The sequence below is a fragment of the Ruegeria sp. C2 genome (assembly GCF_056537765.1).
The window spans coordinates 931,884-957,731 of sequence record NZ_JBQFRZ010000001.1 but is presented as its reverse complement, the minus strand read 5'-3'; the positions used below and the strand labels follow the sequence as shown (position 1 = coordinate 957,731).

The window sequence follows — 25,848 nt, the reverse complement described above, 5'->3', positions numbered from 1 at the left end:
GGCGACAGGCGATGCGTCAAAGGTATCCAGCAACCTCCATGCCCGGCTCGTCGTAAAAGGCCGTGATGTGGATGTCTGGGTATCTCTCGCGCAGTGCTTCGATGATGGGCTGCGGCGGTGACCACGCAGTGTCAAAGCGATAGACAAGGTATTCACCATCCTGTTCAACATCTTGGATGTGTGCGGCGTTCCATTTTGTGCCCCAGTTGTCGCAAGACCAGTCGTACCAGTCTGTTGACCCAGCTTCTAAGAGTTGCGCGCGGTCGTTGTCATTTAAAGGACGCTCGATTCGATCCTTGAAATCAGCCTCAGGGTTTTCACAGAACCAAACTTCGTGAGTTTCCCCGTTAAAGGTTTTACCGCCTTTGACCGTGTGCCTAAGGATTTTGGGCATGGGTATGACGTTGTTGAAATCAATCTCGCCGTTTTCGCCGCTCAATAGCTCGCGTATCTGATCGGCTTGCACCTTGGTATCACACGAGAATTCCAGTCGGTTTTCGCACCAATTTGGCATCGTCATATTCCTTTCGTTGCTGGTCCCGAGGTTTCCGACTCGGGTGTGGATGGCCCACAGTGACGCGCCACCGAAGCGGCGCGCTGCAATGGGTCAGCCGTCAACCAATCCTTTCCACTGTGCGCTGCGCAGCATGGTCGCAACCTTGCTCTCGCGGCCAATGGTGGTTGTCAGGGCGTTTGCGCCTTCCTTGCGCTGTCCGTGGGTCTGCCAGTGCGTTACGGCGTTGTAGAGGCCCCAAACGGTTTGATCCTCACGGCGGAACTGATCCAGTATCTTGTTGACCAGAGGTTCAGAGAAATGCGGGGTGCCGTTCGCCTTGTTCGGCAGTTTGGCAATGGTCTGCTTTAGCATCTCCTCTGCCTTAGCAACCGTGATCCGGGTTTTCGCCCACAGACCGAACTTTTCAGCGTCATCGGTCATCCCTGTCATGGCGTTGCCGATCTTGGCGCGCATGGCCTCAGTGTGAAAGTTGGTGGTGTGCTTGCCGTAAACACCAGCGCTGAAATCTGGGCGGGTCATCCCGTTCATGCAAATCAGCCGTTCATAGGATGTGACAACGCGCACAGCCAAAGAGCCGTTGTGCGAATTGAAAATGGATGTCTTAAACAACATCGTGTCGGGTCCGTCATCCAGATAAGAACTAGACCCTGTGGGCTGCAGGAAATCGCCCGTAATGATGTCTACACGCATCACAGCGCCGTTGTCGGAGAACTGAGGGGTGATGAACGCGCCTTTCTTCCCCTGCAGGTCATACAGGCTGTTCCGTGTGGGCGTGCGTTCTTCCAGATCATAACCCCGGCTTTCAAAGTGCTGAATAATCGGGTTCACAACGTCACGGTGTTGCACTGGCTTAAAGTTGGGGCCTGCAATGGCGATGGTCTCGTGCGTGTCGTTGCGGACAACCGCGCGACCCAGATCAGCCGAAAGGGGCTGTGCATCGGGACCATAGAGCGGGCGGATAACTGCATCAAAGGCGCGATCATCTTTGATTTGCGTAATAGCATTCATGTCATTTCCTTTCGTGGGTTCAGGGTGGGTTTCCGACCACCCGGTGAAACCCAATATAGCGGCCTCACTTAAATATACAACCCAGTAATATAAAAAACATCAAAATGGGCAACAAAGGTTAATAAACGGTATTGAAAGGTAATAGACAGGTTGCTAGATAGTGGGTGGGCCGGACGGAAACCCGGCTCATTGCAAAGCGCACGAAAGGGACTAAGATATGAGCGTAGAAACCGTGGACAAAGACATGCTGGACGCACAAGAGACGCAGGCCCGCATCGCCAAGCTGATGGCCGAAACCACCAAGATTAACCGGGAAACCGTGCTGTACCCGTTTGTCGTTGGTGCAACGGTCACGCTCGCTATTGTCGCCGTGGTCAAGATATTCCTGACATGAACAATCACGCATAGACAGACGAGGGGGCCGCAAGGCCCCTTTCCTTTGTGACGGTCAAGCCTTCCCGCTATAGACCATGAACATTAGTAGAACATGATTTAGAGTATATACCGCCGTAAATTGACGTCATGCAGGTGCGTCAATGGATCAAAGCGGCGGAAAAGAACGGCTGGCGGGTGGCCTCGGTCACTGGCAAGCGTCTGCGTTTACGCTGCACCCACGTAGGATGCCCCGGCGAATACATCGCTGATTTGGACAACCTCGGCGATCCGCCAGCGCCCTGCGATCTCCCCCATAAGAACGGATATGCCCGAAAGACCTTTGAGAGTTACGAGGGCTTAGTGGATGAGCTGCGCAGCAAGCGCCGCCGTCTGGGACTAAATCAAGATGACCTCAGCGCCGCAATGGGCGTTGCCGATGGATACATCAACAAGCTCGAAAGCATGGCCCGCATCGCCACTTTCCCGACCCTTCAGCTATGGGCGCAAACACTCGGGATGTCGATCACGACAACACCCGCCACGCTGCCGCCAGCCACAACCCGCGCCATAGAAGACCGCAAAGACCGCCCGTATCAACCAAATCAGGCCCGTTTCAAACATGACCGATAACACGCCAACACAACAGGAAGAGGGCGCAGCCCCCCCTTCGGTCGAGATCACATTTGACGGCCTTGGACTGTATCCGCAAACAATCGAAGCCCTAGAGCTAATGGCATATGAGGGCCTGTCCCTCCACCTCGCCGCAAAGCAAGCAGGGATAAGACCGGACAACTTCGCAAGGTCATTTAACAGCCCACCAGTCCGCCGCGTGTATAATCAAATAGTTAAGGCCATAAGAGACAACGCCGCCGCTCAAGCATACGTCAGAAACGTTAACCTTTCTCAGACCTCGCAGAGCGATCACGTCAAAGCAGACCTGAATAAGTGGATTGCAGGAGTTGACGGTATCGCAGCGGTCAAAAGGGTCGAGGGTCGCATGCATCACCAGCATAGCTTTGGTGGGTTCGACTATGACGATGATGAGCCTATTGACGTCACGCCAGAGGATTACCAAACCCCTGCGGATGATGCGCCAAACCCAACAAAACAAGGGCAATCTGACAACGGCGGTACTCATGATGATGAGTAACATGCGCAAACAAGGGGGTTCCGGCGCTTGTATCCAAGGCGATACGCCCACCCCCTTTTGCATGACCCCTATGGCAACCGGCCCCCAAAAATCGCGCGGTCAGTGCACTCATCCATGCAACCCCTCTCTCACTACTCCAAAACGTATTACGCACTCCCTTCGTAATACGCTTGGTCTCTTCAGACGTATTACGCTCGCGAGGTTGGTGTAATGGCCAAGAAAATTTTTTCGTTTCGGTTGGACCCTGATTTGATTGATCGGATCGATGCTGCATCTGATGATCGGACAGCGTTTGTTACTGCGGCAATTGAATTGGCAGTCGGTATTTTGGATCGGCCAACCCACGCGCTGACGGCTGAACAGGCTATGGAGCCGAATGGGCTACTTGCGGATCTTCCGATGAAAGAGGTAGCGGCGGATAACCCTGCTCCGAGATCGGAAAAGCCGGTTGCTCCGAAAAAAAATTCGACCGCGGGCGCTTTGAAGAAGAAAGCGAGTCAGGCGGCGGTGGATTTGCGCTCAGCAGAGGTCGCACGTCGGAGTGAAGCCGACGATCAACAGGTTTTGGATTTCCTGAAATGTGGGGTTCGGACTGAGCGTGAGATCGCGAAATCGATTGGCTGGGCGGAGATGCGGGTTTCCAAAGCCGTCGCGAGACTTGGAGCGGCTGGCAAGGTGAAGTTTCGGGGTGGAGCGATTGAGGTGGTTGACTGATGCGATTCCTCTTCGCTTGGCTTGTTCTCGTTTTTTCGGCCGGTTCGGGTTTCGCCCAGAATTGTGCGGAGCGTGAGCAAGTCATCGCGAAGCTGCAGGACAGCTATTCCGAGGAACTGAGGTTTGGTGGCCTGCAGAAGACGAGGGGCGCGCAATCGGTAATGGAGATCTGGGCATCCCGGGAAACGGGTTCTTACACAGTGCTGGTCACCCACGCCAACGGGATCTCCTGCATCGTGGCGGTGGGCACCGATTTCTTTGAAGCGATCCCAAAAACTGGTCCCGAAGGGGACCCGCTCTAATGGCGACGAAAAACAACACGTTTGAGGTGCGAGATGTCTGACGTAATCGATTTCCCGGATCTAACCCAAAAAGATGAGATCTGGGTGTGCGGGTGCGGTTGCAGGAGTTTTGAGCTTCGGGCAAATGGCACAGCCGCGTGTTCGGCTTGCGAGGGCGTGATCGATGTGGAAACAGGCGGTTGGTATGACAAGATCGTTGACGGCCCAGAGTGGAACCGAGAGACGCCAGTTTTTGTAGATCTCGCCGGCGGCGAGACTGCGGAGTTTGCGAGGGCTCACCTCGCGCGCGCTGCAGCTGATCCTTCGGCGCGTGCAGTTATCGTCGTCTGGCAGACAGATCGGGTTACCGCCTGGCTGGATGCGACCACCCCGGAAGACTTCACGGAGTTATGCGAACTGATCGACTCCTACCGAGTAATGGCAGAAATCACGGTCGAGGGCTCCGAATGAACGCGCCAGTCAAACCCAAGGCGTTCAAGTACGTCCCTGACGGCAAAGTCATCAAATCCTTTTTCTGGGACAGATCCCCGGTCTCCATTATTCAGGGTCCGGTGGGGTCGGGAACGTCGACCGCGTGCTGCCACAAGATGTGGAAGATCTCGCTTGAACAGGCGTCAGATGAGAACGGCGTCCGTCGAACGCGCTGGATCATCGTCAGGAACACTTACAACGATCTCAAAGAAACCACGATAAAGACCTGGAAATTCTGGTTCGAGGAAGTCGCGCAAGGTGTCTTCGGCGAATTGAAGATGACCAACCCGCCGAACCATCACATCAGATGGGACAAACCCGACGGGACGATTGTTGACGCCGAGTTCATCTTTCTGGCGCTGGATCAGGAAGAAGACGTTCGAAAGCTGTTGTCGCTGGAATGTACCGGGATTTGGTTCAATGAAGCCCAGTTTGCCGACAAAACGATCTTTGATGCCGCGCGAAACCGGGCGATGCAGGGCCGGTATCCACCGTTATTGAGTGGCGGGCCTACTTGGAAAGGGCTGATCGCCGATTTGAACGCACCGCCAGAGGGCCATTTCATCCCCTATATGCGCGGCGATGTTCCGCTGCCCGAGGATTGGGACGATGATCTGAGGCGTGAGTACACGAAGCCCGACAATTGGAAGTTCTTTGTTCAGCCCCCGGGTCTTATCGAGATTATCAAGGATCGTAAGGTTGTCGGCTACAAGGAAAACACGCCGGAGAACCGTATCGAAATGGGCCTTGATCCCTCTGATGCGTCAGAAAACCGGAAGTGGCTGGATGAAGACTACATGGAGCTGATCAAGGGCTCATCCAAATCCTACATCGATACCTATGTGATGAACCGGGTCGGCTTCTACAGGTCTGGAAAACCGGTGTTCGAGAGCTTCCGGCCGGAGATCCACGTTGCCAAGGAAAAGATCAACCCAATCCCCGGGCTTCCCCTGATCGTTGGCCTCGACTTCGCCAGAAATCCGGCGATGGTTGTGATTCAGGTTCTCCGCGGCGCCGTCTATGTGTTGCACGAATACGGTGTCATAAACCAGGCGGCCACGACCTATGCTCCGCTGTTCAAGAAACGGCTGTATCGGCACTTCCCCGATTGGATGGGAAAGAACAGCCCCGGAATACAGTTCTGGGGCGATCCCTCTGGTGACAGCAAAGGGCAGGGGACCGATCGCACTCCCTACCAGATCTTCAATTCCAACGGCATGAGTGTGGTCGCGGCCCCGGGCAACAATTCGCTGTCCATTCGTTTGAATGCCGTGCAATCGACTTTGGACACCATGGTTGACGGTGGGCCCGGGCTGCTGGTCGATCCCTCCTGTATCACCCTTAAATCCGGGTTTGTCAGCGGCTACCACTACGCCAAGATCAAAGGCAAAAATGCCCATCACGACGAACCCTACAAGAACACGTTCGCCGACTATCACGACGCCCTGCAATATGCCTGCCTCGGCGCCGGGATTGGGTTTGCCGCGCTCAATCCAAGCGGAGAAAAACCGAAACCCCAGAAAATCGAACGCAAACGCTATTCTCTGAAGAGGCGAGGCCGTGCAAGATAACGATCCCTTTCTCTACCCGTTCGATCAAAGCCTGATCTGGCATGTTGTGTTCCATCCGGGCCGTCGCTGGTGGTCACGCCGTTTCTGCCATGTGTCCCTCGTGGGCTACGCAAACGAAACCTGGTTGCATCTGGATCTACAGCGTCACGGGGTCAATGCGGCCGCGATCTATCACTACGAAGAAGTTCAAGAATATCTGGAATTCCTCTGCACCCACTACACAGTGGTTAAGTTCGGCCCAGCACAACCGCAATCGTCCCGCTCGTTTTTTGGCCCAATGACCTGCGTGAACTTCGTCAAACATATGCTTCGGCTGCGTTCCAGTGCATTGCGGCCTGATGCCCTGTTCAAAGACCTTCTCCGCATCGAAGGAACGGAGATCGTCAATGAAGTCGCCGAAAGTAGAGCAGCCGGAGGAAACACCGGAACAGAAGGCGGAGCGTGAACGCGCGCGTAGCGAGAACATCCGGGCCACCCAAGAGGGTCTATCAACCCAGACCGCTCTATTCCGCAATCTCCGCTCACCCCGCGTTTCCATCGCAACCGGACGCAGCGTGTAATGGCCGACGACGAGTTCAAAAACCGGTTTGCAGTGGCACGCGCGCATCGACGTAACACCGTCGAAGAGGACGGGCGCGAGATCTACAAGTTCTGTTTCAACGGCAGGGAACAGGAATGGGATGACCGCAACCGGAACTCCGATGATCCCGAGGAAATCTTTACGGAAGCTGCGGCCACGGTGGCCGAAGAATTCACGGGGGAATTGTTCTCGACAATGACACCCGAGAATTCGCCATGGACGGAATTCGAAGCCGGGAATCCCGTGGACGAAGACAACGAAGCCGCAGCAACAGAAGAACTGAAAACGCTTGAAAACAAATTGTCCAAGGCGTTGCGGTCATCCAATTACTACGACGAAGGCCCCTCTGCGTTTCAGGATGCAATTGTCGGCAATATCGCGATGTGGGTGGACCGACCGTCGCTCAATTCACCGATTGTCTGCGAAGCGGTTTCGCTTCCCGAACTGTATCTGACGCTTGGGCCTCGTGGTCTTGAAGACAGGTTCCGTAAACAATCCTACCACTATCGAAACCTCAAAGAGCTGTTTCCCGACGCTGACTTTTCGCGAGCGATGAAACAGAAGATCGACACCGCCAAAACCGGTCAGGCCAAGGTGATCTGGGGCTTCTGGCGCAACTATGACGATCCCGACAATCCGATCTGGCGGCAAGAGATCCGCGTCGACGGCAAATCCATCGGTATGGACGATGACATCGGTGAAGAGGGTTCGATGCCGCTTATCGTCGGCAGATACAATCCATACCCGAAATCGGCTTGGGGCCGCGGTCCTGCCCGTCGGATGCTGCCCACATTACGCGGGCTTGATGAACTGGTCCGTATGAATTTCGAGGGCTTGGACCGAGAGTTGGACCCTGCATATGTCTATCCTCATGATGGTATCCTTGATCTCTCCGAAGGGATTGAACCAGGTCTTGGATATCCGTCGATGCCAGGCAGCGCGGAGAACGTGAAGGCATTGACCGGCGGAAATCTAGACTTCGGGTTTTTCTCAGAGGAACGCCTTGAGGAACGGATTCGCGAGGGCTTCTACCGCGAAATTGAACAGCGCGGAAAAACACCGCCGACCGCTTCCCAATACATCGGTCAGGAAAACAAACAGGTTCGTCGTATGGCGTGGCCGGCAGCAAAGACCTGGCGCGAATTCGGTGTGGGTCTATTGCGCCGTACCGAATACTTGGAGAGGCAGCCCGGTGGGTCACTTGTTGGCGTCGAACTTCCTCTTCTGGACGATCGCAAGGTTATCGCCAGGCCGATTTCACCACTGGAACGCGCCCAAGCCCTGCAGGATGTCACCACCGCTGACAGCATCGTTGGCATGGTGCAGGAGCGATTGGGCGAGCAACAGGCCGCGATCCTGATCGACGGCCCCAAAACCTACAGAAAAATCAAAGAAACGCTGAAAGACCGGATCGTCGAATTCCGGTCCGAAGATCAGATCATGAAACTTCTCGACCGCATGCAACCGCAACAGGTGCCCAATGAGCAACAAGGCTAAAGCGAAGTTCATGGCTGATATGCGGGATGAAAGCCCGGTTCAGTCCTATCTCGCCGCGCATTTGAACTGGATGCGTGATGAAAACCCCGATGGCGCGGAACAACTGCACGCCGATATCATCGAGACTTTCACCACCGATGCAGGGCTTAGGGTGCTGAAACTAATGGAAAAATCAGTCCTGTTCGCGGGTGCTCCAAACGGCTCATCCGACAGTGCATTGCGAGAAATGAACGCGGTGCGGAATTTTGTTCTCGAAATCAGAAGGTTGGTATCCCATGGCTAAGCGCCTGAAACGTCCCAGTGATCCTTATGACCCCGCATGGGTCGAATACGCCCGTCAAAATCCGGGCCTGCGCCGGTCCCTATCCGCCGCTGATACTGGCGATAACGGTGACGGTGATGACGGCGGCGATATCGATTACTCGGGTGTAATCCCTGACAGCTTCAAAGGCGAAGATGGGAAATGGGATACTGAAGGGTTCAGGGCCAACTATGACGAACTGGCGTCCTTTAAGTCTCAGGCAGACGAACGAACCGAAGCGCTGCCAAAGGAAGCCAGCGGCTATGCGTTTGCGCTGCCCGAAAACCATGCGTTGCCTGAGGGTTTCGACCCCGAGTCCATGAAAACCAAGGATCACGACGGCAACGATGTCGAGTTCGACGTCAACAAGATGATCGACCCCGAAGATCCTGATCTTCCCCTGTTGCAAGAGGCGATGCTGAAACACGGCGCAGATCCGGCGCTGATGGGCGATCTCGCATCGATCCTCGCAAACCGTGAGCTGCGTTCGGTGATGAACGCGATGTCGGTGGCCGAAGAAGAAACCGCAAAGCTAGGCCCGAATTCGAAGTCCCGGTTCGCCACTGCCAAGCGTTCGCTAGATGCACGATTGGCGCCGGCACTGTCCAAGGCAGTGATGGACAGCATCACCAGCGCCGATGCGCTGCGGGGCATCGAGGCGTTGCTGAAAAAGCCGGGTTCCACAACCACGCCGGCAGACACCAAGAAAGATTGGTCCGAGATGAACCCGACAGATCGTCTCGTCTCGGGTCTGAAAGAGCGCAAGAAAAGCGCGTAACTTAGGAGGGCTACATGGCCGACGAACTTCTTAACCTGGTCGAGTTTGCCAAAGGCCACGAAGACCCGGTTGCGTCCGCGATGATCGAGCAGTTCGCCCGTGAATCGGACGTTCTCACCACCATCATGTTCAAAGCCGCTGACAAGGGCCTGAACGTGTTTGACCGTGAAACCTCGGAACCTGTCGTTGGGTTCCGCGCGTTGAACTCTGAACCCGAGATTTCGCATGGCAGCCAGGAAGAGTTTCAGGACGCTTGCTTCCCGATCTCCGGCCTGATCGAGTTCGACCGGATTAAGTTGAAGCGGTACGGTGAACGCAAGCGTGCGACCTATATGCTGGGTCAGATGAAGAAGGGCGCGCGGGTTTGGACCGACACCTTCATCAACGGCAGCAACAGCGCCGACCCCAAGGTGTTCAGCGGCTTGAAGGTGCGCTTGACTGCCGACGATGCCGGTAATGTCGACGGTTCCACCGACGACTCGCGTTTGCTCGCGAACTCTGAAGCATCGGGTGGTGGCGCATTGTCGCTCAGCAAACTGGATGCTGCGGTGGATCTGGTTGCCAGCCCGACGCACATCCTGATCTCGCGCCGGATGCGGACCCGCTTCAAGGCGGCCGCCCGCGACCCGAACCTGACGAACAACCGGGTGACCGATGACTACGACAGCCAGCTCGGCCGTCGTGTCCTTCGCTTCGGTGATCTGCCGTTCCTGACCGGATACGAGGTTTCCAAGGACTCGCAGTTCTTGCCCTACAACGAGGTCGCCCATGGCGGTGGCGCTGCGGTCACCACCTCGATCTATCCGGTTTCGTTCCGCGAAGATGGGGTCTGCGGTATCCAAACCTCGGAGCCCGAATTCGAACCGGTTGACACCGATCGCGGCATCTTCAAGCGCGATCTGTTCGAATGGGACTGCGGGATCACTATCGAGGATTTCTATTCGGCGATCCGCCTGTCCTCGATCACCGACGCCCCGATTGTGGCATAAGGAGGTAAGTCCATGACGAACAAGTTCTATCCCTTCGACAGCCGCCTTGAACACCGGGCGCTCGGATCTGCTGCACTAACGGCAGAAACCGTGATCGGCACCATCGATGAGCGTGCAGCACAGCGCACCATGTACCTGACAAAGGTGAACATCGAGGCGATCAAGATCAGCGCCAACAACGAAACCTATCAGGTTGTTGTTGAGTGTTCGAACGATGACTTTACGACTGTAGAAGTCGCGGCGATCCTTGATCTTGGTGCGACCGAGGTACGTCAATCGAGTGCGGGCGACAACGCCGCCGGTGATGAATTCGACATCTACTGGGCGTCCGAGATCAACGGGGTGAAGTACCAGAAATCCCGGGTCAAGCTCTTTGTAGGCGGCACCTCACCATCGATCACCGTGGGCGTCTGGTCCACCATCATGACAGGATAAGCCTATGCTGATGAAGACGATTGTACCTGTTGAAAAGCCAGGCTCTTTCAAAGACGTTGATTTCACGCTCGAAGAATACAATGCCGCTAAGAAACGTGGCCCGGTTGAAGTGCCAGTGGCAACGGCGTTGGAAGCCCTGAAAAACGGCAAGGGTCTCTATCGGATCAAATCCGAAGAGAAAAAAGTCGAGGTCGAAATCAAGGGGCTCAAAGATCCCGAGGACATGGACCCCGCCGAGTTGGTTGCTGAGATGACTTCGCACGGGAAGCCACCTCGTAAGCGCATGGAGCGCACCGCAGCAATCGCGTTCCTTCGTGAGCTGCGTGAGAAAGCGGCAAAGTTCATCATCGAAGATGAGGACGCGGGAAAAAACGACGACTGACCCCCTCGGTTAGAGTTGGATAAATGGGCCTTTCGGGGTCCATTTTTTTGTCTGTGCATTGCGGCAAAACTCCCTCGGGCGCGATCTTCCCCGCATGGCAGTTCGTACCAAAACAACGATTTTCAACGCAGCTTTACTGCGCACGGGAAACTCTGACGTCACCGAAGGCGAGGGCAGCGGTCTATGGCGTGCGTTGGAAGCCAATTATGATGAGATCGTTCGAGCTGCTTTCGAAGAGGGCAACGGCAGTTATCCGTTTGGAAAGGTCAGACGAACTCTCACCAGTCGGTCGGACGGAAACTTCGGGTATGACGATAGCTATGTGATCGGCTTGGACATCATTCACGTCACCGAAGTTTTTCTGGATGAACACGCCTGTTCAGACCTGCAAGAGCCTTGGGAGATTGATGCCCAGGCCGGAACGTTGTTGGTGAACGCCGGAACGCGAACAGTCGAAGTTGAAGGCATCAAAGAGGGCTTGGAATACACCTGGTCCGGCAAATTTGCGTTGGGCGTACAGCGCAAGTGCGAGGCGGTGATCAAAGATGTAGAAGAAGAATTCTCGGAGTCAGAGCGGAAAGACGAGACCGCAGACTTCATCTTTATGAAAGCATCGGTCAAAGGGTCACGCAACCGGTCTAAGGGCAGAGTTTTTAAGAAAGGACGCGGCCGCATCACGACAGCGCGTCGAACACGGTCGACCCGTGTCATGCGGAGCCGTGATTGATGGCGCGTCGGAAAGAAACGATTTGGCAACGCGATTTCAGCTTTGGTGCTATCCGAAAGGAAGCGGTTGAGCGAGATGACACTGCCCTCGTCGAGCGCTCATGCCGGATACTCAAAAACACGATCACAACAACCACCGGCCAGATCGAAGGCCGCCCGGGCACTATTCATGTCAGCGGCACCGAAGCCAAGGAGGGGGTTGAGGTCGATTTGGGGCAAGGTCGCGTCTATGATCTGCAAATCGTGCCGACCGGCCTTGTTCTCTACGACAAAGCCGGTGCGGTGGAATACACCGGATCTCTAACATGGACAGCAGCGACCGGTAAGTTCGGAACGTTTACCTTTGATGAGATACCATTCTGGGTTCTGCCTGATCCCGACACATCGACCATTCTGATCGGATCGCAGCGCTTTCCGATTCAGGCGCTCAGTGTCGATGACGCTGGTGCTTGGACGTTTGGAGCCTTGCAGTTTGCCACGGGCCTTTCCGGCGTGATCCAGCAACCCTATTGGCGTTATTACGTGGGTGTCACCATCTCACCCAGCGGGAGAACAGGTTCAATCACAGTCACCGCATCCGAGTCGATTTGGGTTGATGCACATGAAGGTATGGCGATCCGGTATCAGGATCGTGAAATCATCCTTGGCACCCGAGTGAGCGGAACCGTGATGAATGCAACGGTGACCACCTCGCTACCGCCCACCTTTGACATCGTGGTTGCGTCATCCACCAATTATGAAATTGGTGAGGTTGTCGAACACGAGACCCTGGGCGGTAAGGGCATCATCACCGATATCTCAGGAAACACGATCGAGGTGATGGCAACGGACGCCTATGACGGGTTCGATGCGGCGAGTTCACCCAAGCTGATTTCCCCCAAAGGATCATCTACGATCTCTTCGGTTAACTCCGCAAGTTCGCCAGCGGCGACATTCTTGTGGGATATGCAAATGCAGTCGGCAATACACGGATACGCGGGTCATGCCGCGCGCCATGTCAGACGAACGCTGCTTTGCGATTTCCCCGGGGCACCGCAAGGTTTTGCGGTCTCTGTGGCCAACGCCATCAACGACTTCAAGATGGGCGCCGAGGATGCCGACGGGTTCGTAGAGGCTGTTGGGTCTGATCGCGGCGGAGAACTCAAATACATGGTGTCTGCCGAAGATCTAATTTTCCTGACAACAAAAGGAATCTACTACCAACAGACCCGTGATGGCTCTGGGATAACACCCAGCAATATCCGACCGATTGCGTTTTCTCAGATCGGCTGTGCAGCGGTTACACCTGTCACGGTTGACGATGGTTGTGTGTTCGTTGATGCGGTGGGTGAACAGATTTTCTCCGCCGTATTGTCCGGTGATGCCTATAAGTCATGGCGGGTTCAGGCACTCACCAAATACCATTCGCATCTGATCAACAAACCGGTTTTTCTGGGCGCCACCTCGACGGGATCGGAGAATCCAGAATACTACATCTACGCCGTCAACAATGATGGAACCGCGGCGGTGTGCCAGATCGACCGAGATGACAATTCACTATCGTGGCGCCCATGGGATACCGATGGGAGCTTTCTCGCGCTATATCACTGTTTCGGAAAGACCTTCGCAGTGGTCGAAAGAACCATCAATGGGGTGGTGACCAGGTTCCGTGAGAGGTTTGAAACCGGCGTTCCCATGGATTGTGTTGCCGCTGTTTTGGTTAATGAGGCCAACCCGGAAGGTCAGGCCGGTGTGGCGTTCGATCAGGGGGTGACAGCATTTGCCACTCATCTGGACGGTCATACCGCGAGCGTCTTTATGGAAGACTGGGATCTGGGCGATTACACGGTCAATGCGGACGGCAAGCCAGTGGATACCAACGCCTCGGTGATCCCTTATCCGGATGTCGACCGTATCGCACAGATCGGCTTGAACTTTGAGATCATGATCACGCCCTGGTCCCGTCGATCAGTGAGAACCCAGCGTGGCATCCGTGCGGTAAAGAAGCTGATCAAGATGTATGTCACGGTACAAGATTCGACAGCGTTTGAAGTCGATGGGTTCCAACAGGGTGCGTATCGCGCCGGTGAGGATCTAACGGTTCCACCCCCGCGTCGGAGCGAACAGATCCAGTCCACTTTCGTTGGTAAGACCGGGTACGAAGCGATTCCCATATCGCAGACGCGGCCCGGGTTTCTTCGAATTCTCAAGATTGGCTACAGGGTGGTGATCTGATGGACCCAGTAACAGCATTCACGGCGGTTAGTGTGGTCGGAACTCTGGCGGGTGGCGCATCTGCAAGTGCATCGGCGATGTCAGAGGCCGCGCGTTTGGAAAGCGAAGCCAAACTTGCGGAAACCCAGACTTTGCAGCGCGATACCATCGCACGCGAGGATCTGAATAGTTTCCTGTCCACTGTGCGCGCTTCACGCGCCGCCAACGGTCTCTCGGGTGACTCTCCCAACGCCGTTCTCCTGCAGCAAACATCTGTCAGAAACGCGGATCGTGACCGCCGTATCCAGCGGGCCGACGGCAGTCAGCAGGCACAGAACTTCAGGACAGCCGCAGAGTCGAAGCGGGAAGAGGGCAGGTTTTCCTTGCTGACCGGTGTCGCGCGCGCCGGCGTTCCTCTGGCTCGGTATGGCGCCTACAAGTATGGAGGTTAGAGATGGCCAGAATACCCGAAGTCATCCGAAAGCGCGCGGTCTCTAATGTAGCCGCTCAACCGCCAAAAGCGGGGCAGGGGTTCGCCGCTCTGGCCGAACTCGCGCGGATCGGTTCTGAGTTCGTTGAACCTGCGGCTGACAAGCAAGCCCAGGAAGAAGGATTCGACGCGGTCTATCGCGATGAAGACGGTACGCTCCAGGTCGACGAGAAATCTGTACTAGGTGGTCGACACGCCGATATCCATAATGCGGCGGCCTTCTCCAAGTATCTTTCTCAGCGCAGCATCGATATGTCGGAAAGCTTTACGGAGCTGGCGCGGAAGTATGAGTTTGATCCTGCCGGGTTTAAGGATGCCTCGGACAGCTACATCAAACTGTTGGAAGAGGATGAGAGCATCCCCAGGCTGTTGAAAGAGGATCTATTAGCCAACGCCAGGACAGAGGCCAGCCGTCGCTTCAACGGGTTGTACAACCAAGCGACGAAGCGCACAGAACGCGAGAGCGATCGAAACACCGCCACCCATCGGGATATGATGGTCAACGACTACATCAACCTCTTCGCGGCGGGTGATGAAGAAGCGGCTGCAGCAAAACTCGCAGAGATCGAGCAGTTGTCCGCGTTTCGGGGAAACGCCCCCTACATCACTGAGACTCCAGCCGAAACCGAGGCGTTCCTGCGCGGGACCCGGGCAGCGGCCAAGGCGGCGCGTCAGATGCGTGTCCTTGGTGAACTTGAGGGTAGCAGCGAGATCCCGGATGACCTGCGTGATGAATTGGAGCAAACGCTTGAAGACCCTGATCTATCGCCTGGGGTGCGGCAGCGCCTCTACAACGCCACACAAGGGCGGTTGAAGGGGATCGACGCTAACGCGTTTGTCGGCAGCATCACAGCCGACAACTATGAGGCCAAGGTTGTTCGGATTGAGAGTGGCGGCAATGCTGACGCTCAGAACCCAAACTCTACGGCAACCGGGCCTCACCAGTTCATTGAAGGCACTTGGCTGGAAGCGGTTAAACAGTTGCGCAAACAAGGTGGGGCGAATTGGGCAGCGGGTCTGAGTGAAACCGAATTATTGGAAATGCGCAAAGACGCCAGTGCATCCTCTGAGGTATTCCAACACTTTCGAGCCCAAAACGCGGCGGTGCTGACGGACGCAGGTGTTCCGGTGAACGAAGCGACCGAGTACCTGGCCCATTTCTTTGGCGCTGGTGGGGCAGTCGATGTTCTAACGGCTGATCCAACGGCTAAGCTATCCGAGATCGTCCCGGTCAAGGTAATCGAAGCCAATCCACACCTTGCCAATATGACCGCCAGCGATGCCAAAGACTGGGCGGTGCGAAAGATGACGATGAAAGCGTCCGACGTGGCAATGATGCAGGTCCAGATCGATCGGATTGAAGACACCGAAATGCGCGCTTTGGCATCGGCCGCGCTCAAGGATCAGTTCGATATCCGCAAGCGCCTGGAAGATGCAGCGGCCCTGGAATACCGTGAAAGGCTCAACGCTCAGGATGACACGTTGACCGAACAGGAGGTTAGGCAGGATCACAGCATTTCTGATGCCGCGCAGGACGCAATTGTTTCGGAGCTTCGGAAACAGAGAAAGACCCAGATTGAGGTCCAGCAAACGATTCACCAGTTGGAGGATGATACCAGCCGATGGAATCCGTATGATAGCAAAGCTCGAAATAGGGTGGACGACGCTTACAATGCAGTGTTGGGCAGCGAAACGCCTCTCTCACCAGCGGGTCAAACCATGGCGGGTGAAATCGCTATGCGCACAGGCTTTCTGCCTCGCACGATGTTCGATGCGATCCGCGGGGCAGCTAGCTCAAATGATCCCCAACAATTCGCCACAGCCATGGAGTTTTTGAACCAGGTCACACAGCGCCAGCGCGGCGCGATCGATATGTACGATGGCAAGGGCGCGGTTAACGCGGCGCTCAGCGACTATTCGTTCTTCTCTAAGTTCATGGGATCAGAAGAGGCCGCGCAGCGCGTGATCGACAACAACTCCCCGGAGATGATTGCCAAGCGCAAGAATCTCACTGATGCGGCTAAGACAGCCGCCAAAGATTTGGACAACGGTGACTTGATCGATCATCTCTCCAACAAGGGGATCGATGCGGAACTTGGTAGCGAAGCCCAGCAGGCAGAAATGATGGCCGAGTATGAACGCCTGTTCAAAGATGCGTTTGTCGCCACCGGAGATCCCGGCTTGGCAAAAAACCGCGCGCTCACCGAATTGTCCCGGGTCTACGGGCCCAACATGGTCAGCGGTGGCAGGCGTTTGATGAAGTATCCACCGCAAAACTTTTATCCGTCCTCGATGCGCAACCCCAACTATATGAGTGACCAGCTCGAACAAGCGGTCAGTGAATTCGCGTTTGGTGACGACGCAAATGATGCCTGGGGATTCTCTCGTATCACCGATGCGATCAGCGGTCGCAGATGGATCGACAGCGAGCGGATTGTATTGATGTCGGATCAAACCACACGCGAAGAGATCTCCGCGCGTCAGGCACCGTCCTATACCGTGATGTACATGGACGATGACGACGAACTTCACGCGGTCCCTGGGCGGTTCTACTTTGACCCGCCGTCCGGCGAATCTGAGGCCGCGCACGCTGAATTTGATGCCGTTCCCCGGGAGAAGGAATCCGAGGTCACGAACCTGCGCCTCTGGGTCGAACATTTTCGGGAACAGGGCCAGTCGTTACGCCAGGCGCAGGACGAGGTGATCAACAACAAAGACAAGTATCGTGGTGCGCCGCCGGAGACCAATTGATGCCGTTTAAAGACACCGAAGACTTCTTTGGCCCGCTGGCACTCCCCGAGGGCATGAGCGTTACCCCGACTGAAGAAGCACCGGGCGGGATCTGGGATATCGTTGGTGCGGGGTTTCGAACTGACAATCCCATTGCCTCGACACTCACTGGGTTCAACTACGATCCGCTGAAACCCTTCGATCCCGAGTACAGGCCATGGGACGACATCCAGGGCACAGAATACGAGGATTTCGCAAGCAGGTTTGCGGGTGCGCGCGACCATGAAGATGTAGTTGCCATGAAGGCGCAGATAGACCGCGAGTTGCAGGACCGGCAGATATTGGATGCGGCCGGCATGTGGGGCGTACTCTCACAGTTTGGGGCGGCGCTGTTCTCACCGACGACAATTCTCCCGGGCGGGGCAGTGGTAAAGGGCGCCAAAGGCGTTTCTATTGCGCGCACTGGGCTGTCTGTGGCTGGATCTGCCGCGTTTGCCGCAGCTTTGGACGAGGCGGTTTTACAGGGCACTCAGCAGACGCGCACCGCCACAGAAAGCGCGTTCGTCATCGGTGGATCGTTCGTTCTGGGTGGTATGCTTGGGGCCGCAGCGGGCAAGTTGAGCGCAAATCAGTTCAAGGCTGCATCTCAGCGGGTCGAGGAGGCAATAGCGCTGACCTATGATTACGACGAAGCCCTGCGGTCTATGGGCGCTGCCGAAAGCCGCACAGACCTGACGCTGCGCCGGGAACAGATTTTCCAGATGGTGAACCGTATACCTGCACTGCGTGGGGTTGTTCGAAGCGATCCGATCTTGCGTGCCCAACTTTCGCCGTTGCAGGAGGTGCGTGGCGCTCTGGTGGACCTGGTTGAGACACCCTTGCAATATGCGGCCAACGATGCCGGTCAGAGCGTCAGGATCGGCGGTCCATCTGTTGAAGCCCGTATCCGCGACCGTGAGAGAAACGAACTGGCAGCGGCGTTGTCTTTGCTGTCGCGATCGTTTTCTGAGTACGCCAAGGATGGGCCGAGCGGTACTATTGGTACGCTGACAGCCCCCATTACAACCAGGTTCAATAACCTGATGGCAAAAGATCGAAAGCTCACCGCAACCGAGTTCATGGAAGAGGTTGGTAAAGCTATGCGTCGGGGCGATAAGCACCCGATCCCGCAGGTTCAAAGTGCCGCCGATGCTTTGCGGAGTAACATTTTTGATAAGATCAAGGATGAGGCTATCGAAGTCGGCATTTTCGATGAAGCCTTGCAGATCAAGAACGCAGAATCCTATTTCACGCGGGTCTACAACACCGAACGTATCCGCCGGCACTTCGGAGATGGTACCAGTGACGATATCGCCGTGATGTTGCGGGATCAGTTCGTGACCCGTCGAGAACTGGCACAAGAGAGACTGGCTTTTGATCGAACCGTTGATGACCTAGAAACCCAGAAGTTCCAAGCACGAGAAAATGCGCGCACTGCACAGTCCGCGCTCAACCGGGCAATCAAAAAAGCGCAGGCCAAGCGCAACCGGGCGTCGGCGGCCGTGGGTCGGGAACAGGCTGTTGGTCGCGCTACCGGTGCGCTGAGCAAGAGCTTGCAGCGCCGTGCGGATGATCTGAGGAAAGGTGTATTGGAAGGTCCTGAACTTGAGGCGTTCAAGGAAAGCCTGCGAGATGCACGCAAGCGAGCCAACCTTGAACCACCCGATGTTTTGAAAACCATCCGAGACATGGGCGGTATCAAAGACGATGGGTCAGGTGAGTTGCGTGCAGCCCTTGATACAAAAACAATCACGATCAAACGTCATGACGGGATGGACCCAGATACCATGCGTGGTGCGCTGGAAGAGCTTGGTTTTTTGCCACAAGGCTCAACGGTAAACGATTTCTACGATTTGCTGCGACGTGCGGCCAACGGCGAAAAGATCTACTCGATCCGTGAGAATGCTCAAGAACTGGCACGTTTTGACGCCGCAAACGAGTTCGCAGCTTCGTTGGAAGAGTTGGGCATCGATATCAACCAACCACTTGACAAGATCATACGCCAGTTGCCTGAAAAGGCGCGCAACCAATCGGCGCAGAAAGCCAAATCCAATGAGGCTGGGCGTGCGCAGTCTGCGGCCAGCAAAAAGGAAGCGAGTGCTGACGCTAGATTGCTTTCGGCTATTGATCGGCTGGATGACGCGAAGGCCCGGCTGAAAGAACTTGACAATGAGATCGGCCCAAAGGTTCGGGAAGAAATCAAAGCTTCTCAGGACGAATTGAAGCGCATCCTGCCTGAGCTTCGCAAAGCCAAAAAAGCGCAGGACGCCGAAGAGTTCTATGCAAACGCTGATGACGCCGAGATCGATCAGGCAGTGAATGACACGGTGCGATCCATCCTTGGTCTCAAGCCTGGTCAACACAGCTACGAAGCCGCATTGTCATCGCCTACACGCGCCCGGGTTTTGGATGTCGATGATCTTGTACTTGAGCCTTGGCTGGAATCGAATGCTGAAGCGATCATGTCGCAATACTTCCGGCAGATGGTTCCCGATATTGAGTTAACCAGGCGGTTCGGTGACGCCGAAATGACCAATGCGCGAACTCGAATCTCTGAGGAAATCGCTCAGCAGATTAAAAAGGCGAAGTCGGCCAAGGCTCGGATTAGAATTCAGGAAGAAGGCGCAGAGCGACTTCGAGATCTGGAAGGTATGCGCGACCGTCTTCGGAATCGGTATGGAGTGCCAGACAATCCCCGTAGTGGATGGATACAGGGGAACCGCGCGCTGCGCACGGTCTCCTACATGGGTTACCTCGGCGGCATGATGTTGTCGGCAATACCGGATGTAGCCGGTGTTCTCGGTCGCGGTGGTGTCGAGGGTGCCTTCGGAACCGCAGCAACAGCGCTGACAAATCCGAAAAAACTATCTCTGGCAGCCAAGGATATGGCAGAGATCGGTGCGGCTTCCGAGTGGTGGTTGAACTCTCGCGCGATGTCATTGGCTGAAATGTTTGATCCCTACGGCGCCGGAACCAAGATGGAGCGTTTCTTGGGGCAGGGTGCCCGGCATTTCTCCATTGCGACCGGCATGATCCCCTGGAATGTCGGCTGGAAATCAGTTGGCGGTGCAGCGGTAGCGTCGAAGATGTCGAAGGCCGCGGATGCTGTAAGGGCTGGAAAAGCCACGAAGAAACAGTTGCGTTCTTTGGCAGAGAACGGAATCGAACCGCACATGGCGGAAAGGATCGCCAAGCAGCTCGACCAGTTCGCAGACAAAGACGGAGTGTTGTGGTTACCGCGTGGGCAGGATTGGACGGATACCGAGGCGTTTGACGCTTTCCGTCGCGCAATGAACCGTGAGTTTGATCTTATGGTTGTCACACCTGGCCAAGATAAGCCCCTCGCGTTTTCGACTGAGCTGGGCAAGTTCTTCTTTCAATTCAAGACATTTGCGATGTCGGCTCATCACAGGATTTTGCTTTCAGGCATTCAACGCGCCGATGCGGATGTGCTTGCCCAGGTGACTATGGCAATGATCCTCGGGGCGCTTACCTCCAACATCAAAGCGGACCTCGCGGGATACGACCGCAAAGAAGGCGATGCGCTTTGGGAAGACGCCATTGACAGATCAGGTCTCGGCGGATGGTTTATGGAGCCCTATAACGCAGCCTCGGCGTTGACCGGTGGGCGCTTGTCGTGGACTGGCGAGCCTGTTTCACGCTTTCAGGCCAGAAACCAGTTTCAGGGTATTCTCGGCCCGAGTGTAGATATGGTCCTTGGCGGTCTTGAAGCCGCCAGCGCATTCGGCGGTGGAAAGGCCAGTCACAGTGACGTGCGCAAACTTATGCGACCGATCCCGGGCAACAACATCTGGTATCTACTTCCTCTGTTCAGAAAAGTTGAAGAAGCCGCGACTGCGGCGACAGGTGCAACTCCACGTCAGAACTAGCTCATACTTGTGTGCATTGCGAGAACTGCAGGTGACAGGGGATTTTATCGCAAACCAGCGGTGAGGTCCGATGACACTAGCGCAGTCGACAAGGTATAAACTTTATCAGCCGGTCGTTCTGACCGATGAGTTCATCATCACGTTCCCGATATTCTCGGTGGCTGATTTATCGGTACTCATTGATGGTGTCGAAACGGAGTTGTTCTCGGTAACCGCAACGTTTGTCGATGGCCGCGCAACCAATGCAATCCTGACGCTGAACACCGCCGTCACCGATGTGGACGTGGAGATTTACGGAACCCGCACACCCCGCCGGGAAAGCCAGTATCTCGGTAACTCACCTAATCTCGCCGACAACTTACAAAACGATGTAGACGCGGTTACCGCAGTCCAACAAGAGCAAAGCCGCGATTTTCAATCTACGATGCGGGTGTCCTCGCGTTCAGACAGTTTTAGTCCGATCACCATCAATGCAGAGGCGCGGGCTGGCCGCATGGTGGCGTTTAACGCAGAAGGGGACGGCATTGAAGTTGGCCCGACGGTAGAGAAGATTAATCAGGCTGATGAGTTCGCCCGCCAAGCGGAGCTATCGAGCCAGGGTGCTTCAGCGGCGCGCAGCGGAGCGGAGTCTGCCCGCACACAGGCCGAATTGTCAGCTTTGGCGGCTGGCGCTCAGCTGTATGACAGCGTTGCAAATGGCCTAGCAGACACATCCGACACCGACGTGTTCCTGGTGCAGATAGAGCCCGGCACACAGGTTTATCGCAACGACGCCGGGTCAGAAACACAGCTGGGTTGGCTGGGCGAAATCATCTTCGATGATGTAACGGTCTTGTTGGCTTCGTCACTCATCGGCTTCGCTGAAAGCACCATAATTCGGACCCGGAAGGAGGGCTTCTCTTATCGGGTAGCGAATTCCAGTGCTACTGACCACCACGTTCAGATGGCCGGGGGTGTAAAGCTCTATGTCCAGCCGAGTGTAGGTGGCTGGGACGTGAAGGCATTCGGTGCGCTTGGCGATGATGTCCAAGATGATGCGACCGCAATAAACGGGGCAATCCAGTCCGGTGCGCAAAAAATACTGCTGACTGAGGGCACGTTTAAGATCGGTTCAACCGCAGACGATTTCCTGTTGTTTGATGCTGCTGCGGCCGGCATGGAGTTTGTAGGTGCTGGCGGTACCATCAAACTGGCGAGTTCCACGCCCATTCTGAGTTCAATTGCGGCGATTCAAGTTGAAGACTGTGATAATTTGGTGATCCGAAACATACGTTTCGATGGAAATGCGGCGAACAACACTTCCAACACAATGTCAGCCACGGGCCTTGTTGGATTTGCAAACGTTCTTCGTTCGCACGGCGTGGTTGTTTCCAATTGTACGGTTGAGAACAGCAACAATAACGGGGTCTATTTTACGAGCGGGTCTCGTGGCTGCATCTGTTCCAACAACGTGTTTCGTAACTGCTTTGGCACCGAAATGCGCGTTGGTCTTGCTGATAGCAGCGTCCTTTCCGAAGGTCTGTTTATCGGTAACACAGTCGTTCACGACGCGGATATTCATGCAGGCGTTCCCAAGCAAGACGGCGTGATGAATAATCGCTGGGGTGGCGACGCGATGTTCATCGGAAACAAGGTTATGATTGAGTCCACGGTGACTCAGGTTCCCGCTTCGCTGATTTGGATTGCTCAAGGTCGCAGGACAATCATTGAAGGCAATGAGGTGATTTCCGAGGCGACCGGATCTTATGCAATTCAAGGCAATATTACCGCTGACGCGGAAGAGATAATTGTACGCAATAACAATTTCAAATCAGCGCAGGGCATACTTCTGACCGATGATGGGGGCGCTAGGTCCTGCCGAACTATCATAATCGCCGGGAACGATATTGTTGCCACCACTCAAAGCGCCATTCAAATCTTGCCAACTACCTCTTTCACCGTTGATCACGTTGTTATTGCCAATAACGCTCTCGAATACAGCAACGGCTACGGAATTATGTCGCGAGTTGGCAACAGTGTCGTGGCCGGGAACCGTATCAAGCGGATTGGTGGCGCACACGGTATCTATATCGAGCTTGCCGATAATGTCGTCAATGGCAACAGTATTGACGTTGGTGGCTCCGATAACCGCGGCATCGAAATTTACGCGACCGACAGCGTGATCTCCAACAATCGTGTCAGAAATTACATCGGCTTACCGATCAGGGAACAAGGGTCAGCCGACTGGAACCTGATTCACGGCAACCACTCACGGGGCGGCATGATCACAACGCTCGGTGCGAACACTGTCGTTGCAGACAATATCTGACGGACTTGCGGAGCATAACAAGATGACCAGCAAACCCACTTTTACCAGTCAAATCAGCCTCGGTAATTGGCTCACTTTGTTTGTGATGGCGTGTTCCATGGCCGTCGGCTGGGGCGCGATGCGCACTCAGCAGGAAGCAATTGAGCAAACGCTTTCAAAAATCGAAGCGGACAGTAAGACCCACAGAACCGCTGTGCTGTTTCGACTTCGAGAGTTGGAAAAAGAAGACACGCGGGTGCAGGAGCGATACAGCGCCATGCTCCATCTTCTTTCCCGCATCGATAACCGATTGGAACGTATCGAGAGGAAAAGCCAATGAAGCTTATTTCAAACTGGCGGGAAATCCTGCTGAGCGCGTGGTCGATGTACGGCATTTACCTGACGATCGCGCTGACGATCGTTGAGGCAATTCTGTACTCGATGGATCGAGGCATGGACCCGATGCTGTACGCTGCGCTTGTAGCGGTGGTCCAGGCATTGGCGGGATTGGGTCGGCTGCTCGACCAGCGCGTCGCGGAAGATGATGATGACGGGGGTATCCAAGATGCCACGTAGGATCAGCAAGCGCCGCACAGCCACAGGAGCTGTCGCGGGGCTTGCTCTGACCGTCTCTTTCATCGGCGGATGGGAAGGGCTCGAAACCAAGGCTTACAAAGATGTCGTGGGCGTTTGGACGGTCTGCTACGGCGAAACCAAGGGCGTGCAGCCAGGGGACGAATACACCAAGGCAGAATGCGATGAGATGCTGGGGAAGGAACTTGTTCGCTATGAGGCAGGGCTTGACCGCTGCCTGGATGCGGATGTTCCGGCTGGTGCTAAGATCGCCTTTGTCTCTTGGACCTACAATGTTGGCGTCGGTGCGGCCTGCCGGTCGACACTGGTCCGAAAGGCCAACGCTGGTGATCTGTTAGGAGCTTGCCGGGAACTGCCACGCTGGAACCGGGCAGGGGGGCGTGTATGGCGCGGCCTGACCAATCGTCGGCTTTCTGAGCAAAAGATGTGCTTGCGTGCCGTGCGTGACGCATGATGCGCGCCGCTCCGTATCTGGCTGCGGTTGTCGTGTTCCTGGGCGCGCTGTGGTGGGCCTACGGGCAGGGCATCGCCAAGTGCCAGGCTGATCACGACGCCGAACGGCTTGCCATGATCGAGGCCGGCCAAAAGCTTGAAGCTGCCCGCGCCGAAGCTGCAAGGCAGCGCGACAAACTCGCTGATCAATTGGAGGTAGCAGCCAATGCGGACCCTGTTGTTGTTGAGCGGTGCCTTGGTCCTGACCGGGTGCGCAGGCTCAACGCCCTTCGTTAAGCAAGCTGATCCTTGCGCCAATCCAGTACAGATCCCGAACGGCTGGCTAAGTGACAAGCAGGTAGAATTGCTTTGGGCCGAGGACCGCAAGGAATTGCTGAACTGTGGGGATAAGGTTGAAAGCCTGTCAGGTCGACCGGCGGAGCCCCACTAGGTCAACGCTCGATATTTTTCCTGAAGTTTTTTTAGTTCTTTTTCGAGCCTAACATTTTCCACTACTTGTTCGCCTAATGCTTTTATGCTTCCTTTAAGATATTGATGCCTTCCGTATAGGTAACCCAAGTAGAACACAATCAAACCCAATAACGACGCGATCAGCGCTTCGTTCATTGTGATAACCTGTGTAATTTGTGTCATTACATGTTCTTCCACGTTCAATCCCTGCCTCTTATTAAAAGTGTCCGAAGTTAGAATCACTAAAATATCCAAAATGACTAAAAAATCTAGTGTGGCATAGGGGATTGACCTATTGAAGGCCCAGACAAGCTAGACGAGCAATGCAGCTCTTGGCTGCCAATACATAGCCCGCAGTGGGTTCGAATCCCTACCGCCAGTCGTTCGATCAGTGAGGTGTGCTCAGGAATGCCCAACAGAAATGGACTCAGTGCCGAGGATTTTGACTTCGAGATCAACTTTCAGAAAAGCGGCGACGTCTACACCAGATATGGTGAGTTTCTGGGAACATGGGACACTGATGAAAGTGATGTTTGGTACGAGTTCACGCCTGATGGTGTCTCTGAGGTGCTGTTTTCTGATCAATATATGAAGTCACTCAGCGATCAGATCCAAATCTGGCTTTTCAAAAAAAGTCAGGGCTTATGAGCCATAGACACCCCCCTATACCTCAAGGCACTCCCAACCGGTAGAACTTCCTGATCCCCACAGGATGCCGTCCGCACCACGGGCAGATTAGATCCCTCAGCGCGTCGTGATATGTGGCTTTGGGTCCAAGTATCTCCAACAACTGGCTCGGCAAGAAGTCCTGACCCTTGTGACACCTTCGATCATCACAACAGACGTGAAGCCCGAAGTCATCGGAAATCTCGGCTATCGGCTCAGGTAGGATTTTGGTCATCCCAAGAAACTGATGAACAGCGGCA

Annotated in this window: 28 protein-coding genes; 25 read left to right on the top strand and 3 right to left on the bottom strand. The window is 55.2% G+C overall.

The features are described from left to right. Positions 1-16: 16 nt before the first annotated feature. A complete protein-coding gene (locus tag ACR0IV_RS04800) occupies positions 17-466 on the bottom strand; it encodes a DUF1281 family ferredoxin-like fold protein (RefSeq protein WP_480733470.1) in 450 nt (149 codons plus the stop codon). 141 nt (positions 467-607) lie between these two features. Further along, a complete protein-coding gene (locus ACR0IV_RS04795; protein ID WP_480657573.1) occupies positions 608-1,525 on the bottom strand; it encodes a DUF932 domain-containing protein in 918 nt (305 codons plus the stop codon). 217 nt (positions 1,526-1,742) lie between these two features. Between ACR0IV_RS04795 and ACR0IV_RS04790 the strand changes: the two genes are divergently transcribed. The 24 genes from ACR0IV_RS04790 (at position 1,743) to ACR0IV_RS04675 (ending at position 24,748) form a co-directional block, all read left to right on the top strand. Continuing rightward, positions 1,743-1,919, top strand: a complete 177-nt coding sequence (locus ACR0IV_RS04790) for a hypothetical protein (RefSeq protein WP_480657574.1) — start codon at positions 1,743-1,745, stop codon at positions 1,917-1,919. A 128-nt stretch (positions 1,920-2,047) separates the two neighbouring features. Then, positions 2,048-2,530: a helix-turn-helix domain-containing protein gene (locus ACR0IV_RS04785; protein ID WP_480657575.1), complete on the top strand. Its 483-nt coding sequence runs from the start codon at positions 2,048-2,050 to the stop codon at positions 2,528-2,530. Next, on the top strand, positions 2,520-3,050 hold the full coding sequence (locus tag ACR0IV_RS04780) for a hypothetical protein (RefSeq protein WP_480657576.1): 531 nt from the start codon (positions 2,520-2,522) through the stop codon (positions 3,048-3,050). The genes ACR0IV_RS04785 and ACR0IV_RS04780 overlap by 11 nt, the downstream gene beginning before the upstream one ends. A gap of 210 nt (positions 3,051-3,260) precedes the next feature. Further along, complete coding sequence (locus ACR0IV_RS04775; protein WP_480657577.1) at positions 3,261-3,764, top strand: hypothetical protein; 504 nt, start codon at positions 3,261-3,263, stop codon at positions 3,762-3,764. Then, on the top strand, positions 3,764-4,066 hold the full coding sequence (locus ACR0IV_RS04770; RefSeq protein WP_480657578.1) for a hypothetical protein: 303 nt from the start codon (positions 3,764-3,766) through the stop codon (positions 4,064-4,066). Before ACR0IV_RS04775 ends, ACR0IV_RS04770 begins: the two co-directional genes overlap by 1 nt. A 33-nt stretch (positions 4,067-4,099) precedes the next feature. Beyond that, positions 4,100-4,516, top strand: coding sequence for a hypothetical protein (locus tag ACR0IV_RS04765; protein ID WP_480657579.1), 417 nt, complete (start codon positions 4,100-4,102; stop codon positions 4,514-4,516). Then, entirely contained in the window at positions 4,513-6,108 is a 1,596-nt protein-coding gene (locus ACR0IV_RS04760) for a hypothetical protein (protein ID WP_480657580.1), read from the top strand. Before ACR0IV_RS04765 ends, ACR0IV_RS04760 begins: the two co-directional genes overlap by 4 nt. Then, positions 6,098-6,553 (top strand): hypothetical protein, encoded by a 456-nt coding sequence (locus tag ACR0IV_RS04755; protein WP_480657581.1) that lies wholly within the window; start codon positions 6,098-6,100, stop codon positions 6,551-6,553. The genes ACR0IV_RS04760 and ACR0IV_RS04755 overlap by 11 nt, the downstream gene beginning before the upstream one ends. A gap of 114 nt (positions 6,554-6,667) precedes the next feature. After that, a complete protein-coding gene (locus ACR0IV_RS04750; RefSeq protein ID WP_480657582.1) occupies positions 6,668-8,185 on the top strand; it encodes a portal protein in 1,518 nt (505 codons plus the stop codon). Then, complete coding sequence (locus ACR0IV_RS04745; RefSeq protein WP_480657583.1) at positions 8,169-8,468, top strand: hypothetical protein; 300 nt, start codon at positions 8,169-8,171, stop codon at positions 8,466-8,468. Before ACR0IV_RS04750 ends, ACR0IV_RS04745 begins: the two co-directional genes overlap by 17 nt. Continuing rightward, on the top strand, positions 8,461-9,264 hold the full coding sequence (locus ACR0IV_RS04740; RefSeq protein ID WP_480657584.1) for a hypothetical protein: 804 nt from the start codon (positions 8,461-8,463) through the stop codon (positions 9,262-9,264). Before ACR0IV_RS04745 ends, ACR0IV_RS04740 begins: the two co-directional genes overlap by 8 nt. 14 nt (positions 9,265-9,278) lie before the next feature. Further along, positions 9,279-10,253: a major capsid protein gene (locus ACR0IV_RS04735; RefSeq protein WP_480657585.1), complete on the top strand. Its 975-nt coding sequence runs from the start codon at positions 9,279-9,281 to the stop codon at positions 10,251-10,253. A gap of 12 nt (positions 10,254-10,265) precedes the next feature. Beyond that, positions 10,266-10,688 (top strand): hypothetical protein, encoded by a 423-nt coding sequence (locus ACR0IV_RS04730; RefSeq protein WP_480657586.1) that lies wholly within the window; start codon positions 10,266-10,268, stop codon positions 10,686-10,688. Between the two features lie 4 nt (positions 10,689-10,692). Continuing rightward, complete coding sequence (locus tag ACR0IV_RS04725; protein ID WP_480657587.1) at positions 10,693-11,070, top strand: hypothetical protein; 378 nt, start codon at positions 10,693-10,695, stop codon at positions 11,068-11,070. Between the two features lie 94 nt (positions 11,071-11,164). Continuing rightward, the gene (locus tag ACR0IV_RS04720) at positions 11,165-11,797 is read left to right on the top strand and encodes a hypothetical protein (protein ID WP_480657588.1); all 633 of its coding nucleotides are present in this window, start codon (positions 11,165-11,167) and stop codon (positions 11,795-11,797) included. After that, positions 11,797-14,010, top strand: a complete 2,214-nt coding sequence (locus ACR0IV_RS04715) for a phage tail protein (RefSeq protein WP_480657589.1) — start codon at positions 11,797-11,799, stop codon at positions 14,008-14,010. Before ACR0IV_RS04720 ends, ACR0IV_RS04715 begins: the two co-directional genes overlap by 1 nt. Continuing rightward, positions 14,010-14,441, top strand: coding sequence for a hypothetical protein (locus ACR0IV_RS04710; RefSeq protein ID WP_480657590.1), 432 nt, complete (start codon positions 14,010-14,012; stop codon positions 14,439-14,441). The genes ACR0IV_RS04715 and ACR0IV_RS04710 overlap by 1 nt, the downstream gene beginning before the upstream one ends. A 2-nt stretch (positions 14,442-14,443) precedes the next feature. Next, positions 14,444-17,230, top strand: a complete 2,787-nt coding sequence (locus ACR0IV_RS04705; protein ID WP_480657591.1) for a hypothetical protein — start codon at positions 14,444-14,446, stop codon at positions 17,228-17,230. Further along, on the top strand, positions 17,230-21,138 hold the full coding sequence (locus ACR0IV_RS04700) for a hypothetical protein (RefSeq protein WP_480657592.1): 3,909 nt from the start codon (positions 17,230-17,232) through the stop codon (positions 21,136-21,138). The genes ACR0IV_RS04705 and ACR0IV_RS04700 overlap by 1 nt, the downstream gene beginning before the upstream one ends. A gap of 70 nt (positions 21,139-21,208) precedes the next feature. Continuing rightward, positions 21,209-23,446 (top strand): glycosyl hydrolase family 28-related protein, encoded by a 2,238-nt coding sequence (locus tag ACR0IV_RS04695; protein WP_480657593.1) that lies wholly within the window; start codon positions 21,209-21,211, stop codon positions 23,444-23,446. A 22-nt stretch (positions 23,447-23,468) separates the two neighbouring features. Further along, positions 23,469-23,765, top strand: a complete 297-nt coding sequence (locus tag ACR0IV_RS04690; RefSeq protein WP_480657594.1) for a hypothetical protein — start codon at positions 23,469-23,471, stop codon at positions 23,763-23,765. Continuing rightward, complete coding sequence (locus tag ACR0IV_RS04685) at positions 23,762-24,001, top strand: DUF7940 domain-containing protein (protein WP_480657595.1); 240 nt, start codon at positions 23,762-23,764, stop codon at positions 23,999-24,001. Before ACR0IV_RS04690 ends, ACR0IV_RS04685 begins: the two co-directional genes overlap by 4 nt. Then, a complete protein-coding gene (locus ACR0IV_RS04680; protein ID WP_480657596.1) occupies positions 23,991-24,473 on the top strand; it encodes a lysozyme in 483 nt (160 codons plus the stop codon). The genes ACR0IV_RS04685 and ACR0IV_RS04680 overlap by 11 nt, the downstream gene beginning before the upstream one ends. Next, entirely contained in the window at positions 24,470-24,748 is a 279-nt protein-coding gene (locus ACR0IV_RS04675; protein WP_480657597.1) for a hypothetical protein, read from the top strand. Before ACR0IV_RS04680 ends, ACR0IV_RS04675 begins: the two co-directional genes overlap by 4 nt. Before the next feature lie 150 nt (positions 24,749-24,898). Here the strand turns inward: ACR0IV_RS04675 and ACR0IV_RS04670 are convergent, their stop codons facing one another. Beyond that, positions 24,899-25,078 (bottom strand): hypothetical protein, encoded by a 180-nt coding sequence (locus ACR0IV_RS04670; RefSeq protein WP_480733460.1) that lies wholly within the window; start codon positions 25,076-25,078, stop codon positions 24,899-24,901. Positions 25,079-25,330: 252 nt separating this feature from the next. Between ACR0IV_RS04670 and ACR0IV_RS04665 the strand changes: the two genes are divergently transcribed. After that, positions 25,331-25,570 (top strand): hypothetical protein, encoded by a 240-nt coding sequence (locus tag ACR0IV_RS04665; protein ID WP_480657599.1) that lies wholly within the window; start codon positions 25,331-25,333, stop codon positions 25,568-25,570. Positions 25,571-25,848 lie beyond the last annotated feature (278 nt).

Excerpts from the sequence above, each read along its gene's own strand:
- ACR0IV_RS04795 (WP_480657573.1), bottom strand. The coding sequence starts at position 1,525 with ATGAATGCTATTACGCAAATCAAAGATGATCGCGCCTTTGATGCAGTT.
- ACR0IV_RS04790 (WP_480657574.1), top strand. The coding sequence starts at position 1,743 with ATGAGCGTAGAAACCGTGGACAAAGACATGCTGGACGCACAAGAGACG.
- ACR0IV_RS04785 (WP_480657575.1), top strand. The coding sequence starts at position 2,048 with ATGCAGGTGCGTCAATGGATCAAAGCGGCGGAAAAGAACGGCTGGCGG.
- ACR0IV_RS04780 (WP_480657576.1), top strand. The coding sequence starts at position 2,520 with ATGACCGATAACACGCCAACACAACAGGAAGAGGGCGCAGCCCCCCCT.
- ACR0IV_RS04775 (WP_480657577.1), top strand. The coding sequence starts at position 3,261 with ATGGCCAAGAAAATTTTTTCGTTTCGGTTGGACCCTGATTTGATTGAT.
- ACR0IV_RS04770 (WP_480657578.1), top strand. The coding sequence starts at position 3,764 with ATGCGATTCCTCTTCGCTTGGCTTGTTCTCGTTTTTTCGGCCGGTTCG.
- ACR0IV_RS04765 (WP_480657579.1), top strand. The coding sequence starts at position 4,100 with ATGTCTGACGTAATCGATTTCCCGGATCTAACCCAAAAAGATGAGATC.
- ACR0IV_RS04760 (WP_480657580.1), top strand. The coding sequence starts at position 4,513 with ATGAACGCGCCAGTCAAACCCAAGGCGTTCAAGTACGTCCCTGACGGC.
- ACR0IV_RS04750 (WP_480657582.1), top strand. The coding sequence starts at position 6,668 with ATGGCCGACGACGAGTTCAAAAACCGGTTTGCAGTGGCACGCGCGCAT.
- ACR0IV_RS04745 (WP_480657583.1), top strand. The coding sequence starts at position 8,169 with ATGAGCAACAAGGCTAAAGCGAAGTTCATGGCTGATATGCGGGATGAA.
- ACR0IV_RS04740 (WP_480657584.1), top strand. The coding sequence starts at position 8,461 with ATGGCTAAGCGCCTGAAACGTCCCAGTGATCCTTATGACCCCGCATGG.
- ACR0IV_RS04735 (WP_480657585.1), top strand. The coding sequence starts at position 9,279 with ATGGCCGACGAACTTCTTAACCTGGTCGAGTTTGCCAAAGGCCACGAA.
- ACR0IV_RS04730 (WP_480657586.1), top strand. The coding sequence starts at position 10,266 with ATGACGAACAAGTTCTATCCCTTCGACAGCCGCCTTGAACACCGGGCG.
- ACR0IV_RS04725 (WP_480657587.1), top strand. The coding sequence starts at position 10,693 with ATGCTGATGAAGACGATTGTACCTGTTGAAAAGCCAGGCTCTTTCAAA.
- ACR0IV_RS04720 (WP_480657588.1), top strand. The coding sequence starts at position 11,165 with ATGGCAGTTCGTACCAAAACAACGATTTTCAACGCAGCTTTACTGCGC.
- ACR0IV_RS04715 (WP_480657589.1), top strand. The coding sequence starts at position 11,797 with ATGGCGCGTCGGAAAGAAACGATTTGGCAACGCGATTTCAGCTTTGGT.
- ACR0IV_RS04710 (WP_480657590.1), top strand. The coding sequence starts at position 14,010 with ATGGACCCAGTAACAGCATTCACGGCGGTTAGTGTGGTCGGAACTCTG.
- ACR0IV_RS04705 (WP_480657591.1), top strand. The coding sequence starts at position 14,444 with ATGGCCAGAATACCCGAAGTCATCCGAAAGCGCGCGGTCTCTAATGTA.
- ACR0IV_RS04700 (WP_480657592.1), top strand. The coding sequence starts at position 17,230 with ATGCCGTTTAAAGACACCGAAGACTTCTTTGGCCCGCTGGCACTCCCC.
- ACR0IV_RS04695 (WP_480657593.1), top strand. The coding sequence starts at position 21,209 with ATGACACTAGCGCAGTCGACAAGGTATAAACTTTATCAGCCGGTCGTT.
- ACR0IV_RS04690 (WP_480657594.1), top strand. The coding sequence starts at position 23,469 with ATGACCAGCAAACCCACTTTTACCAGTCAAATCAGCCTCGGTAATTGG.
- ACR0IV_RS04685 (WP_480657595.1), top strand. The coding sequence starts at position 23,762 with ATGAAGCTTATTTCAAACTGGCGGGAAATCCTGCTGAGCGCGTGGTCG.
- ACR0IV_RS04680 (WP_480657596.1), top strand. The coding sequence starts at position 23,991 with ATGCCACGTAGGATCAGCAAGCGCCGCACAGCCACAGGAGCTGTCGCG.
- ACR0IV_RS04675 (WP_480657597.1), top strand. The coding sequence starts at position 24,470 with ATGATGCGCGCCGCTCCGTATCTGGCTGCGGTTGTCGTGTTCCTGGGC.
- ACR0IV_RS04670 (WP_480733460.1), bottom strand. The coding sequence starts at position 25,078 with ATGAACGAAGCGCTGATCGCGTCGTTATTGGGTTTGATTGTGTTCTAC.
- ACR0IV_RS04665 (WP_480657599.1), top strand. The coding sequence starts at position 25,331 with ATGCCCAACAGAAATGGACTCAGTGCCGAGGATTTTGACTTCGAGATC.